Raw genomic sequence first — 13,548 nt, 5'->3', positions numbered from 1 at the left:
CGCGGGCTGGCGGCAAATGGCCAGCACGGCCATGCTGTGCGCGCTGACGGGAATCATGGCGGCCAGCGGCTGGCCGGCACACGGCGGCGCCGCCGCGCCGCCCAGCACCTGGCCGGCCGGCTCGTCGCCGTAGAGGGTGAGAGTGGCGCCGGCGGCGCCGAAGACGCGGGCGATGTCGCAGCACACAGCCGGCCAGCAAGAGTCATCGCCGGCCGCGTCGAGCAGCTTTCCGATCAGTTCGCCCCAAACACGCTGGGCCTGGCCTGGCGCCGTCATGTCGTTCCCATACTCTGGTTGCACAGTATCGCCTGGCGTGCCGGTGCGTGACTGGGTAAGGACTGCGGCGCAACGGGGGCCGGCCGCCTTTGTGTGGGACGGACCTGCCGCTGCCATCTGGCCTGGGCAACTATCAAGATAGTACAAACACCGTGCCACCGCAATGCGGCGCTGGCGGCATGGCGCTGCCGATGCAATCGCGCTCCCCCTTTAAAAATTCCCAGATATAATAAAAATATTGTTAAAAATATAAACCCGGTATGGGACGGGAGTCGCATGTCATTCATTTGTCGAAAGTATGTATGCAGCCATGCCAGCAGTACCCGACGAAGCATGCGCGGCCGCGGCGCCGCAATGGCCGCTTGCGCCTGACGCCGCAGACGCTCCCTGCGCTGGCCCTGGCCCTGTGCGCGGCGCTGGCGTGTATCGGCGGCAACACCATTGCGCAGGCTGCCGACAAGCCGCCGCAAGCGGCCGGCGCGGCGCGGCAGGTCAAGGTCAAGCCCGCCGACACGGCCAAGCTGGTCAGCCATCTGCGCCGCGTGATCACCGATGAAACGAATGACACGCCGCCGCGCATCCTCAATGCCTTCGTCGCCACATACCAGCAGCGCGCGCTCGATGCGGGCATCGACGACCTCGACCGGCAGACGCAATATGTGCTGCTGGCCCTGCACACGTCGGGAAAAGCGATGGAACAGCCACAGTTCATTGCCATGATGAAAAATCCGCCCGCCTCGCTGGACGCCTTTTACGACGCCTTGCACGCCTTGCCGACTGCCGTCTGGGAGGCCGGACCGCCGTTGTGGGATGCGCAGGCGGCGAAATAGCACATGGATTGACAGATGCTGCATGGACGGCATCCATGCGCGATGATTGAGGGAACCATATGGCAAGCAGTATTTTTTCGATGAAACGGCTTTTGATCGGTTTCCTGTGTCTTTTCATGGCGGCTTCGTATGCCGGAACGGGCAAGGAAAGCCAGGAGTTGACGGTCAATCTAAGCGGCTACAACCATACCGATCACGGGATAGGCAGTTATGAGGTGACCTTGCAGAATGGCGCCAGTGCGGGGGCGGGCTATCTGGATGCGGGCCAGGGCGGCGGCGGGCATACCTGTTGTCTTTCCCTTCCCCGCCTGTGGCAAGCTGGAATGACGGCAAATATCGTCATGCATACCATCAAGAAAGGCAAGGAGATCCGCGTGGAACAAACCGTGCCAGTGCCGAAGTATGCGGCTGGCGATGCGGGAATGTTCATCGTGCATTTTCTGCGCAATGGCAAATACAAGGTGTTTGTCAGCCGATACCTGCTCGGTCATCGAAAATACCCGCTGTCAGGGAAAGAGGCGCAATTGGAGCCGGGCGTTCCAGTTAAAATTATCTGGGAGTAAAGATCTTGCGGCGCAGAAGTGACATGGCGAGCATGGCGTCGGCAGTTACAGCGTGACACTGGCCGATGGCTCGTCGGCGGGGGCCGGGTATCTTGGTCCCGGCGAGGGCGGCGGTGGAGACACTTGCTGCCTTTCGCTACCGGCGGCATGGAAGCCGGGGATGCGGGCGGCCGTCGTCATGCATACGGTAAAGGACGGCAAGGATGTCCGCGTCGAGCAAAGCGTGGCGGTTCCCCCGTATGCTCGCGCCGATGCCGGCCGGTTCGTCGTGCATTTTCTTCACGATGGCAGCTGCAAGGTCTTCGTGAGCAAATACCCGCTGGGGCATCGGAAATATCCGCTGTCCGGCAAGGAGGCGGAGCTGGAGCCGGGCGTGCCCTTGGAAATCATCTGGCAATAGCGCTGCTATCTTCGCGATGCACGTCGCGCGCCTTCGGCTATCAGGCCTTGCAGGAGCATGCGCGATTTCGCATCCGTGGCGCGCACCTCGTCGATCCGGGCGGGCAACTCGGCCGGGTCAAATTGCTTAATTAACTTGCAATAATCTTCTGTTTCTCGCGGACAGAATTCGAGTTCCAGCAACGCAACGGTTTTCGCTGTCAAGCCACGCCGTTGCACTTCAGAAAGTAACTCGACACCTTGCTTTAACGCCCTGGCGAAACCGCTCTTGATGCGTTTCCCGAAGGGCATGGCAGGGTCTTTTGTCAGTATCAGGACGGCGATGCGCACGGCAGTGGCGTTGCCGTTGCGGCTTTCCAGCGCCACCTGCCTGCACAGCTGCGACAGGCGAAGCCCCGGATGCGCGATGGGCGGGCCTGCTTCGAACTGCTGCAGCTTTTCTCCAAGGAATTCTTCCAGTTCGTCCAGGTTGGCGATAGGTATCATCATCAAGTTTGCTTATTGCAAAGACAGGCCAGGGGCGGTCCCCGCATCATGGCGCAATACTGCCGATCAGCGCCGGGAATTGCGCCATGAAGCCGTCGCGCGCCAGTACGCCGGCAGAAACGTCCTGCGGGTCCGACGCGTCGCGCCGCATCAGGCGGGCGTATGTGTAGGTCTTGCCTTTTTTGGATGCCCACCCGACATACCAGCCAAAACCGGACGCCGCCCCCGTCTTGCCATGTAGTTCCCAGCCAGCAAGCGGTTTGTCCTGCTTCGTCAGCGCCTCGGTCATGGCATAAGCATGTTGCGTCACGTCAAGCTGGCGATTCACCACTTTCCTGAGAAAAATCAGCTGTTCCAGCGGCGAAATGCGCAGCGACGACGAAATCCAGGCCATCGTCAGTCCATCGTGTTCGGCATCGCCGGCAACGTTGGCGTTTCCATATTCAAATTTTCTCGTGTACGCGGCAAAACGCTCTTTGCCCAAGGACCGGGTGAGGTGTTGCGAATACCAGACCACGGAATCCTTCATCCACTTTTGCGGATTCGTTGGATGTTTCCACGATGGGAGCCAATCGACGTATCCAGGCTGATACGGGCGTTCCGGCGTGTACTCGTCTTTCAGAAATCCCGCGTCATAGCCCATCAGGCTGATGGCGATTTTAAAGGTTGATGCAGGCGTCACCTGATTCCGGCAATCGCCACGCTGGAGCACAACTGCACCGCTGCCGGCGTCCGCTATTGCCATGCATATTTCCGCGGCATGCGCCATTGAGAACAGGGAAAACAGACCGATAAAAGCGATGCGATTTTTCATGACACCCATTTAGCCTCCCCAAGTTAAACAATCGATGGTCTGCAGTTGGCCGTTACCGTGCGACTTGAATGGCGCAGTGTAAGAGATTGTTGCTTTCATTGCAAGTTCGCCGGGCGCGCGATGGGCGAGGGACGAAAAAATCCCGAAAAATTGGCACTTTGATAGCGCATGGCGCTATCCGCAGCAATCGGACGCATGGAAAACATATCCATAGGGTAAGCTTCGGGCCTAGGCTATTTCGCAACTCTATCAAAAATACATGACTTCCATAATGATCCCTGACGTCGCCCTGGTCGACAATACCGAACAACGCACGCCGCTGGTGCTGGTGCTGGACTGCTCCGGCAGCATGGCGGGCGAACCCGTCTCCTTGCTGAACGAAGGTCTGGCCTTGCTGGAACAGGAACTCAAGTCCGATGTGATCGCCGCCAAGCGCGTGCGCATCCTCGTGATTCAGTACGGCGCGCACGATGAAGCCGTGGTGGCCAGCAACTGGTGCGACGCCATGGACTTCACGGCGCCCCGTCTGGAAGCGAACGGCACCACGCCGACGGGTGCGGCCGTGGAGCTGGCGCTGGCGGAAATCGAGCAGGAAAAGCAGCGTTTCCGCCAGGCAGGCGTGGCGTACACGCGGCCGTGGCTGTTTTTGATGTCCGACGGCGAACCCACCGATCCCTGGCTGCGCGGCGCCGAGCAGGCGCGCGCGGCCGAGCAGGCCAACAAGGTGGCGATCTTCCCCATTGCCGTGGGCGACAACGCGAATACCGATACCCTGGGGCAGTTTTCCAGCCGGGGCGAGCGGGGCGTGAAGCAGCTGAAAGGCTTGCAGTTCCGCGAACTGTTCCTGTGGCTGAGCGCCAGCATGCAGGTGGTGTCGCAGTCGCGTCCCGGCGCGCAGGCGCAGCTGGCCTCGACGGACGGCTGGTCTGTCGTGAATACGTGAAGGCCCGCTGATCCATGACTGCGGTACACAATACCTGGCGCGTGTTCGGCGCCTCCGTCACGGGCAAGGCGCACCTGGATAAGGACATCGCTTGCCAGGATGCGCATGCGCACGCCGTCGTGAACGACGTTTTGGTGGCCATCGTCTGCGACGGCGCCGGTTCGGCCCGCCTCAGCGAGCAGGGCGCGCAGTTTGTTGCAGAGCAAACCGTGCAGGCGCTGGCCGGACGGCTGGAGCAGGGCGCCACCGTGCGGGATCTGCATGACGGCGCGCTGGCGGGCACCCTGGCGCAGATACGCGCCGCGCTGGACGACATCGCCCGCGCCGCCAACGCCACCCTCGATGACTACGCCTGCACGGTCGTCGGCGTGGTCATGGGGCAAGATACAGGCTTCTTCTTCCACCTGGGCGACGGCCTGGGCGTGGCGCAGCTGCTGGACGGCGGCGAGCTGATCTCGCTGCCCGCCAACGGTGAATACGCCAACGAAACATATTTCATCAGCGGCGCGCGCTGGCGCGAACAGCTGCGCCTGCTTGCGATTCCGCAAGCCGTGCGCGGCGTCGTGCTGATGTCGGACGGCTGCATGCCCTTTGCCATGAGCAAGAACAATGCAGCGCTGTACGCGCCGTTCATGGATGCCGTGCAAGGCTATCTGCGCGCGGTCGACAGCGTGGAACTGGGCAATACGGCGCTGGCGTCCACCCTGGCCGACCCGCGCACGCACCAGATCACGGGCGATGACAAGACCTTGCTGCTGGCCTTGCGCGCATGAGCCGGAAGCAGGGAGTCGCGCCCGGTCTGAGTCCGGGCGGCAAGATATGGCTGGATAAGGTCCGCAGTTTGATCTTGGGCAAACTGATCAAGAGCGGCGGCGCGGGCAGCGTGTATCTGCTGCCCGGCGCGCCCGCGCAGGTGGCCAAGCTGTACCACCCGCACCTGGACCGGGCCGCCAACCGGCGCAAGCTCGAAGCGATGCTGGAATTGTCGCCCGAATTGCCCGACCAGCTCGAAAACGGCAAGCGCTACGTGCAGATCGCCTGGCCGCAAGCGGCCGTGTTCGACGGCCAGGGCGGTTTTGCCGGTTTCGTCATGCCCCTGCTTGACATGGCGCAAACGGCCGAGCTGGAACAGATCATGCAGGAGCGGCAAGCGCGCGCGGCGGGCTTGCCCACGGGACTCGGTCCCAAGCTGACCCTGGCCGCCAACCTGGCCGCCGTCCTCGACGCGCTGCACCAGCAGCAGCATTACGTGGTCGACTTAAAACCCGTGAACCTGCGCTTTTACCGCGATTCGCTGTACATCGCCATGCTCGATTGCGACGGTTTCAGCATCCAGGGCCATGCGGAGCGTTTTCCTGCCGAGCAATTCACGGCCGACTACCTGGCGCCGGAATTCCAGCGCAAGGGCATGCCGGCGGGCACGGAAATGGCGCAAGACCGCTTTGCCCTGGCCGTCGTCATCTTCCAGTTGCTGAACTTCGGCATCCACCCGTACAGCGGGCGTCCCGGCAATGCGCAGGTGGCCACCGATATTCCCGGCCGCATCCGCGACGGTTATTATGCGTATGGCGTGAAGCGCCACAAGCTGCTGGCGCCGAACGCCACCAGCGGCCACGCGCTGATGCCGCCCGAACTGCGCGCCATGTTCGACCGCGCATTTTCCCAGTCGCCAAACGCCCAGCGGCCCTCGGCGGCCGACTGGGCGCAGTTGCTGCGCGGCTATGCGCAGCGCAGCGGCGGCAAGCTGACAATTTGCGCCGTCAATCCGGAACACCAGCATTTTGCGGGCCAGGGCTGCGCGGCCTGCGCGCGCGACAAGGTCATCGGCGCGGCCGCGCAAGCCTCGGCTCAGGCTGCGGCGCAGGCAAGGCAGGCGGCGCCGCAGCGTTCGCGCGCCTTGCCTGGCAAGCCGGCCCCGGCCCCGCAAGGGCAGTCCGCCGTGTCGGATACGGCCTGGGTGGTCATCATCATCCTGATCGTGTTCTTCGTGATCGGCTTTGCGATCTGGACCGCCGTACCGGACGATGCGGAAAAGAAAACTGAGCAGCAAGCCACGACGGTACCCATAGCCGGGCTGGAACAGCTGGAATGGCATGCGCGCAAGGCCGGTGCATTGCAGCAGTCGGACGTGCGGCGCGCCGTGCGCAGCCTGTCGCAAGCCATGGGCAAGGGCGACGATGCCGCCGTCGCGCGGGGCTTGCAACTGTTGTACCGCAGTGAGCGGGAAAAATCGTCGGGCTACAGCGGTGACCTGGCGCGCACGCGCTTGCGCACCTCGATGATGGAAAGCATGGGCTGGCTGCCCGGCTATCAGTCCAGCTTGTCCGATACCTATCTCGACTTGCTGCAAGCCGATCCGCGCGACCACCTGGCTGCGGCGGCGCTGGCGCGCACGCACCTGAGCCTGAACGAGCCGCAAGCGGCGCGCCAATACTTCGAGCAAGCCGTGTGGGCCCGTCCGACCGATGGCGTGGCCTGGCTCGGCATCGCAGCCACGGCGCTGCTGCGCGGCGGTGGCGGCGAGCAGGATGCCGCCAACCTGGTGGCGCTGGCGCAAGTGACGGCGCAGCGCCATGCGGCGCAGAATGCCATGCCGGCCGCAGAAGGCGAAGCCGCCGACAACGGCGCCGAGCGCACGGCCGGCCGCATGGAGCGCGCGGCCAACATGCTGCGCCTGGCCCAGCCGGGTGCCTATCCGAAACGCTGGGACAAGGCGCTGGCCGACGGTGCCGTGCTGGCAAAGAAGCTCGCAGCCTTGCCGGCGCCGCCAGACCAGGGCGCCAGCGTGCAGCGCGACAGCATGGCCACCGTCGCCTACCGCGTGTTGAGTGAGGCGCAGGCCAGCGGCGAAAGCCGCCTGACCTTGTCCATCGCTGCCGATGGCAGCCTGACCGCTGCGCGGGCCGAGCAGTTCATGGAGCCCATGCTCAACAAGGTCATCCTGGATAGCCTGAAGAGCTGGACTTTCAACCCGTCCGTGAAAAATGGACAATTCCAGGACGGCAAGGTTGACGTGCTGGTGCGCTACCGCAATGGCCGTGCCAGTTTCGTGCCGGCCGGCGTGGCCGCCACGACGGAAAATTAAAGGAATGGCATGAAAATCAAGACCCTATGCGTGCTGCTTGGCGCTTCCCTGTTGTACTCGGGTATGGCGCAGGCGGACATCGTGCAGCGCCAGGTGCTGGCAAGCATGGCCGGCGAACCCGACAGCGAAGGCGGCGATGTGTTCACTATCGCGGGCACGACGGCCTGCGGCGGCAAGCAGATACGCATGGATGCGCGTTCGGTGAATCTGGACGAAGCGCCTTACGAGGCGCTGAAGGCCGAACTGGCCGACCACATCCGCAGCAAGACGCCCATGCTCGTCACCGTGAAAAACTGCCCCGAGGATGCGAGCGTGCCCATCGTGCGCCAGATCGCCGCCTGCACGCCAGCCGCCTGCGCCGATGGCCGGGCGCGGCTGTACCTGCACAAAGGTTTCTACCCCATCGAACAGGAAAACGCACCGAATGTGCTGCTGTTGCCCTTGCCGAAAGGCAAGCTGCCAGGCACGTGGAAGGTGGAGATTGTCAGCGTCGCCGGCCACAAGCTGCGCCTGTCCGGCCAGGTCAACCGCGCCGATTATGCCTCCGGCGAACTGGTGGGCGGCTATGTCACGTATTACCCGAATGGCAAGATCGAGAAACAGGTGGCGCAGGATGGGCAGGGGCGTCAGGACGGTGTTACCAGCCAGTATTTTGCGGATGGCACCCTGGAAAAGCGCGGCAACTGGCGCCACGGCTTGCCTGAAGGCGAACACCAGTTGTATCACGCCACGGGCAAGCTGCGCGAAACGAGCAGCTACCGCGATGGCAAGCAGCTGGACGGCCCCAAGCAGATCTCGGCTGAAAATGGCAAGCCGAGCACGAGTTATGTACTGCGCGGCGGCAAGATCGAAGGCGAGATGCTCACGTATTTCCCTGATGGAAGTATTTCCAGCCGCTCCGCAATGAAGGAGGGGAAATACAATGGTTTGACGACAAACTATCACCCTGATGGCGCCGTGCGCGGCACAATGACCTTGCGCAATGACTTGCCCACGGGCGAGGCGCTGGAATTCTATCCGGACGGTAAGGTGCAAAGCCGCCAGCAGTATGCCGACGATGGCGGCTTGCTGAGCCTGCAGCGCTACAGTCCGCAGGGCGTGCTGGTGCTGGAACGACGCTGGGATGCGCAATGGCGCGAGCAGGGCACGTCGCGCTCGTGGTACGAAAGCGGCAAGCCCGAGCAATCGATCGAGTACGTGAATGACCGGCGCGACGGCTGGAGCCGCAGCTGGCACGAGGATGGCAGCCTGAAAAGCGAATGCCAGTATGTGGCCGGCAAGGCCCAGGGCGGGTGCGGCGAGGCGCCGCCAGCGCCGGAACTGCAGCGCAAGGAGCAGGCATGGCGCGCCTTGTGAAGCACGTGCTTGGCGCCATGCTGCTGTTGCCGGTGCTGGCCCAGGCTGAGATCGTGCAGCGGCAAGTGGTCAGCGCGATCCAGGCCGAGCCAGGCAAGGGCGGCGGCGACGTGCTGACCCTGGCCGGCGACAGCGGCTGCGGCGGGCGCCAGGTGCGCATGGATGCCCGCTCGGTCGGGCTGGATGCGGCGCAATACGCGGCCATGAAGCAGCAGCTGGCGCCGTTGATACGCGAGGCGACGCCCTTGCTGATGCGCATCAGATCGTGTCCGGCACCCGGCGCAGCGCTCGCCATGCCCGAAGTCAGCAAGCTGGGCGGCTGCGAGCCGCAAGCGTGTGCCGATGGCAAGGCGCGGCTCTACCTGAACCACAACCTGTCGCGCGGCGAAGTGATGGAAGAGGCACGCTATGCGCTGATCCTGCCGTTGCCGCCCGACAAGCTGCCCGGCACCTGGCAAGTCGAGATCTATCACGTGCGCGAAGGCGAGCCGAAGCGGCTGACGGGCCAGGTCGACGCCCCCGATTACCTGCGCGGCAAGCTGGTGGGCAATTACAGCATGTATTACCCGCATGGACAGCTGGAAATGCAGGTGGAGCAGGACGGGCGCGGCGTGCAAGAGGGCATGCAGACCCGCTATTATCCGGACGGCCAGATTTCCATGCGCGGCACGTGGCGCAATGGCGTGCAGGAGGGCGAGGAGCAGACTTATCACCAGAGTGGCAAGCTGATCGAGTCACGCACCTACCGCAACGGCGCCCGCGCCGACGGTGTGGTGGAAACGTTCGATGAAAACGGCAAGCTGCGCACGCGCATGACGCGGATCAAGGGCGAGACGGACGGCGAGCTGCTGCTGTTCTATCCCGACGGCACCGTGGAAAGCCGCAGCCAGCATGTGAATGGCATCATGACGGGCCCCAGCACCGGCTATTTCCCGGATGGCAAGGTACGCAGCACGGCAAGCTATGTGGACGGCAAGCCCGCCGGCGACAGCGTCGAATATTATCCGGACGGCAAGGTCGCCAGCAAGCGCACGCACAGCGGCCACTACGTATTGCGCAGCGAACAGCGCTTCAGCCGGGCCGGCGTATGGCTCGTGGACAAACGCTGGAATGCGGGCGGACGCGAGGAGGGCGCATTGCGCTCATGGTATGCCGATGGCAAGCCGAGGCAGCTGATCGAATACGTCGATGGCGAACGCCAGGGCTGGACGCGGCATTGGAACGAAGATGGCAGCCTGGAAAGCGAGTGCCGCTATGTGGCGGACGAGCCGCAGGGGGAGTGCACGGGTGCGTCTGCCAAGTTTTCCTATACGGAGGATGGCATCGAGCCGCTGACGCCGGAATCGTGAACGGGGCAAGTCATTGCCGTTCGATCAGTGATGCGTGGCCAGCCTTTTTGCCAGGCATGTACAGGTATCGGAAATGACGCCCCAAAGCAGTCGGCCGTCGCGTCAAGAATCGATCTGTTCAATTACTAAATCCGTGCACGCGGCCAGTTGCGCCTTAATAAGAGCACTCAAATCAACGTTCACGCCCACATCTTTAACATGTGCAAGCGAACCGATTATCAGTTGAAAACAATCGTCGGGGACGTCCCTCGTATCGAACTCTGGAAGGGGCGGCGCCAACAAGGCAAGTTCGAGTCCGAGTGCAAAGGCAAGGTAGGCCGGATATTCCTCGTATTTTCCGCCTTGATCATGGCAAAAGCTGATTCCGAGTGCCTCGCCCAACACGGCAACGGTCGCTTCGAATGATAGCGTAGGGCGGATGCTTAAGCATCCGGTGAAATTGCTTCCCTTTTGATATAGGTCCATAAGCTCATAAGGAAAAATTTGAGGTTCTATGCGGCAACGGGCAAAGGCTTTGAATGGCAGCTTCTGGCCGGAGGCTGCCTACATTTACAAGCGTCCGTCGTTAGAACCATGGATCGACGTACCCGGAAGCAGAAGCCTTGCTTCCCTCAAGGGCGCAGCAAACCGAAACACGGCGCCAGACGTTGACAGCACCAACACCAAGCCGCCCTTGGTTACTATTTGATCAAATGGATTGGATTGATCCGAAACAAACGTCCAAACAGGTTCATGATTTTGCAGCGATTCCAAAACGACTACGCCGATTGAGCCGTGTTCCGCAGCCTCGCCGCACTTGACGATGTATTGTCCGCCATACAGCTCTTCTTGCGCCAGAATCGCGACATTGAGCCAACCGCCAAGTTCCTGTTTTTCACGTACTCTGGCCATTCTGGTTTCTTGCACGTCGTAGATATCACCATTGCCGCACAGGAGGCCATTGTGGCTTCGCACCTCCTGGTTCTTCCACTTTGTTGCCATCACTGTCATTGATTCCATATGTAGGCATGGGCGACTGCATGCCCTGAATTAAACAAGCTCGATTCTATCGAGCGGCTGCTTTTGCAGCAGTTAGCCTCGCTGAAAGTAGCCCGGGAAAATTCGACGCAAAATCGACTTGAGTTCAGAATCGTTGCAGACGATTGTGTTCTTGCCCGTAAAGGCAGGCAAGAAGCAGCGCATGCCTGTTCAACGTCCGCTTGTGACCGCTTGAAGCCACCTCAAATTCCATAGCTGTTCCGGGCAGCGGCCTCAAGCGCAGCCTGCGGCAAGCCTGCTTGCCGCCAGAATTCAAAAAAATACTCCAATGTTTCGGCAGTAGCGCCACTATCCATCGGATGCAAGACGCATATGGCCGTTCTGATTTTCAAGACGTCCGGCGCGTCCGATTGGTCACGCCCTTCAATTGCTCGCCAGAGACGTACACGCTCAGCGATGACTTCCTCAGCCGTCGCCGCACCGGTCATGTATCGATACGCCACCGCTGCCGCTGACCTGGCAAGCGCAGGCAATTGCTCAGTCACTCTGCCGATAGCGTCAATCATGAAGCGCTGAGCTGAAGTTTGTTCTGCAGGATCATCCAGGTCCACCGCAGATGCAATGGCATCAAAAAGTTTCTTATTCAACATGTGCATTAGTTTCGGTGACTGCGCGATGCCTGCAGCAGGGCCGCCTGTGGCAAATGGCGTGCCCCCAGACCTTGCATGGTTTCCAGGATGGAAGGGCCTGGTGGCTTAGCGGTGCGGCGGCGTCAGCACGCTGGCGATGGCCTTCGGCAAGGTTTCCGGATAGTCTCGGCTGAAGTGCAGGCCGCGGCTTTCGCGGCGCGACAGGGCGCTGTTGACGATCATCGAGGCTACGTCGACGAGGTTGCGCAATTCCAGTAAATCGTGCGTGATACGGAAGTTGCGGTAGTACTCGTCGATTTCTTCCTTCAGCAGGGCGATGCGGTGCTGGGCCCGCTCCAGGCGCTTGGTCGTGCGCACGATGCCCACGTAATTCCACATGAAGCGGCGCAGTTCGTCCCAGTTGTGGGAAATCACCACCTCTTCGTCGGCATCGGTGACGCGGCTTTCATCCCAGTCGGGCAAATACGGCGTGCCCAGCTTTTCCTTGCTTTCGATATCCTGCGCGCAGGCGCGGCCGATGACTATGCATTCGAGCAAGGAATTGCTCGCCAGGCGATTCGCGCCATGCAGGCCCGTGCACGCCGTCTCGCCCACGGCGTACAGACCGGGCAGGTCGGCGCGGCCGGCCAGGTCCGTCACGACGCCGCCGCAGGTGTAGTGGGCGGCCGGCACGATGGGAATCGGCTGCTTGGTGATGTCGATGCCCAGTTCCAGGCAGCGCGCGTAAATCGTGGGGAAGTGTTCGATGAGGAAGTCGGCCGGCTTGTGGCTGATGTCCAGGTGCACGTAATCGAGGCCGCGCTTCTTGATCTCGAAGTCGATGGCGCGCGCCACCACGTCGCGCGGCGCCAGCTCGGCCCGCTCGTCGTGGGCCAGCATGAAGCGCGTGCCGGCGGCCGCGCCCGCTTCGGGCGGCAGTTTCAGCAAGCCGCCTTCGCCACGGATGGCTTCCGTGATCAGGAACGACTTCGCGTACGGGTGGTACAGGCAGGTGGGGTGGAACTGGATGAATTCCATGTTCGACACGCGGCAGCCGGCGCGCCAGGCCATGGCGATGCCGTCGCCGCTGGCCGTGTCGGGATTGGTTGTATATAAATACACTTTGCCGGCGCCGCCCGTGGCCAGCACGGTGTGCTCGGCGGCAAAGGTCAGCACCTTGCCCGTTTGCTCATCCTGTACATACAGGCCGTGGCAATGGGGCTGGGCGTTGCGCTGGGCCGGTTTCATGCCCAGCTTGTCGGACGTGATCAGGTCGATGGCGCAATGGTGTTCAAACAGGCTGATGTTCGGGTGCGAGCGCACCTTTTCTTCCAGCGTCACCTGCACGGCGTGGCCCGTGGCGTCGGCCGCGTGGATGATGCGGCGCTGGCTGTGGCCGCCTTCGCGGGTCAGGTGGAAACCCAGCTCGGCCGTGGCGTCGCGCGTAAACGGCACGCCTTGCTCGATCAGCCATTCGATGGCTTCGCGGCCGTGCTCGACGATGTAGCGCGTGGCGCTCTCGTCGCACAGGCCGCCCCCGGCCACCAGGGTGTCTTCGATGTGCTGCTGGTGGCTGTCGCCCGAGTCCAGCACGGCCGCGATGCCCCCCTGCGCCCAGTTGCTGGCGCCGTCGAGCAGCGCGCGTTTGGAAATGATCGCGACGGTGCGCGTCTCAGCTAAATGCAGTGCAACCGATAAACCCGCCAGGCCACTGCCGACAATCGCTACATCAAATTTCATGACATTTATCTCTTTTAGGGGATGCATACTATATTCCATTTCCCCTGATTCGGTAATGTGTTGAGATAAATTCTACCGGCGAAAGATAGCCGGGCCCGTA

14 protein-coding genes and 1 pseudogene are annotated in these 13,548 nt (G+C 62.2%); 8 read left to right on the top strand and 7 right to left on the bottom strand.

From position 1 onward, the window contains the following. The coding region (locus CBW50_RS24520; protein WP_139842625.1) for a hypothetical protein at nt 1-276 on the bottom strand (276 nt) is incomplete at its 3' end. 302 nt (nt 277-578) lie between these two features. On the opposite strand from CBW50_RS24520, the gene CBW50_RS24515 reads away from it, so the two are divergent. From CBW50_RS24515 to CBW50_RS24505, 3 genes and pseudogenes are all read left to right on the top strand, one after another. Next, on the top strand, nt 579-1,106 hold the full coding sequence (locus CBW50_RS24515; protein ID WP_086147941.1) for a hypothetical protein: 528 nt from the start codon (nt 579-581) through the stop codon (nt 1,104-1,106). Between the two features lie 59 nt (nt 1,107-1,165). Then, nucleotides 1,166-1,669, top strand: coding sequence for a DUF3304 domain-containing protein (locus CBW50_RS24510; RefSeq protein WP_086147940.1), 504 nt, complete (start codon nt 1,166-1,168; stop codon nt 1,667-1,669). Between the two features lie 37 nt (nt 1,670-1,706). After that, nucleotides 1,707-2,069: pseudogene (locus CBW50_RS24505) on the top strand (DUF3304 domain-containing protein); the annotation flags it as partial. Between the two features lie 5 nt (nt 2,070-2,074). Here CBW50_RS24505 and CBW50_RS24500 read toward each other — a convergent pair. Together CBW50_RS24500 and CBW50_RS24495 are read right to left on the bottom strand one after the other, a co-directional pair. Continuing rightward, nucleotides 2,075-2,557: a hypothetical protein gene (locus tag CBW50_RS24500; protein ID WP_086147938.1), complete on the bottom strand. Its 483-nt coding sequence runs from the start codon at nt 2,555-2,557 to the stop codon at nt 2,075-2,077. A 43-nt stretch (nt 2,558-2,600) separates the two neighbouring features. Next, a complete protein-coding gene (locus tag CBW50_RS24495) occupies nt 2,601-3,368 on the bottom strand; it encodes a penicillin-binding transpeptidase domain-containing protein (protein WP_086147943.1) in 768 nt (255 codons plus the stop codon). Between the two features lie 259 nt (nt 3,369-3,627). Between CBW50_RS24495 and CBW50_RS24490 the strand changes: the two genes are divergently transcribed. The 5 genes from CBW50_RS24490 (at nt 3,628) to CBW50_RS24470 (ending at nt 10,101) form a co-directional block, all read left to right on the top strand. Then, nucleotides 3,628-4,311 (top strand): VWA domain-containing protein, encoded by a 684-nt coding sequence (locus tag CBW50_RS24490; RefSeq protein ID WP_086147937.1) that lies wholly within the window; start codon nt 3,628-3,630, stop codon nt 4,309-4,311. A 14-nt stretch (nt 4,312-4,325) separates the two neighbouring features. Next, nucleotides 4,326-5,084 carry a PP2C family serine/threonine-protein phosphatase gene (locus CBW50_RS24485; protein ID WP_086147936.1) on the top strand — a complete coding sequence of 253 codons (759 nt, stop codon included), beginning with the start codon at nt 4,326-4,328 and terminating at the stop codon, nt 5,082-5,084. 74 nt (nt 5,085-5,158) lie between these two features. Next, nucleotides 5,159-7,396 carry a hypothetical protein gene (locus CBW50_RS24480; RefSeq protein ID WP_139842624.1) on the top strand — a complete coding sequence of 746 codons (2,238 nt, stop codon included), beginning with the start codon at nt 5,159-5,161 and terminating at the stop codon, nt 7,394-7,396. 9 nt (nt 7,397-7,405) lie between these two features. Further along, nucleotides 7,406-8,752: a toxin-antitoxin system YwqK family antitoxin gene (locus tag CBW50_RS24475; RefSeq protein WP_086147934.1), complete on the top strand. Its 1,347-nt coding sequence runs from the start codon at nt 7,406-7,408 to the stop codon at nt 8,750-8,752. Then, on the top strand, nt 8,737-10,101 hold the full coding sequence (locus CBW50_RS24470; RefSeq protein WP_086147933.1) for a toxin-antitoxin system YwqK family antitoxin: 1,365 nt from the start codon (nt 8,737-8,739) through the stop codon (nt 10,099-10,101). The genes CBW50_RS24475 and CBW50_RS24470 overlap by 16 nt, the downstream gene beginning before the upstream one ends. Nucleotides 10,102-10,203: 102 nt before the next feature. On the opposite strand, the gene CBW50_RS24465 is transcribed toward CBW50_RS24470, so the two are convergent. From CBW50_RS24465 to nadB, 4 genes are all read right to left on the bottom strand, one after another. Further along, nucleotides 10,204-10,566, bottom strand: a complete 363-nt coding sequence (locus CBW50_RS24465; RefSeq protein ID WP_086147932.1) for a hypothetical protein — start codon at nt 10,564-10,566, stop codon at nt 10,204-10,206. An 84-nt stretch (nt 10,567-10,650) separates the two neighbouring features. After that, nucleotides 10,651-11,091 (bottom strand): hypothetical protein, encoded by a 441-nt coding sequence (locus CBW50_RS24460; protein ID WP_086147931.1) that lies wholly within the window; start codon nt 11,089-11,091, stop codon nt 10,651-10,653. Between the two features lie 230 nt (nt 11,092-11,321). Then, nucleotides 11,322-11,729, bottom strand: coding sequence for a hypothetical protein (locus CBW50_RS24455; RefSeq protein WP_139842622.1), 408 nt, complete (start codon nt 11,727-11,729; stop codon nt 11,322-11,324). Nucleotides 11,730-11,834: 105 nt separating this feature from the next. Continuing rightward, nucleotides 11,835-13,448, bottom strand: a complete 1,614-nt coding sequence (nadB, locus tag CBW50_RS24450; RefSeq protein ID WP_086147929.1) for an L-aspartate oxidase — start codon at nt 13,446-13,448, stop codon at nt 11,835-11,837. Nucleotides 13,449-13,548: the final 100 nt, after the last annotated feature.

The organism is Janthinobacterium sp. GW458P (genome assembly GCF_002127585.1).
Taxonomy (GTDB): domain Bacteria; phylum Pseudomonadota; class Gammaproteobacteria; order Burkholderiales; family Burkholderiaceae_D; genus Janthinobacterium.
This window is presented reverse-complemented; position numbering and strand designations above follow the sequence as displayed.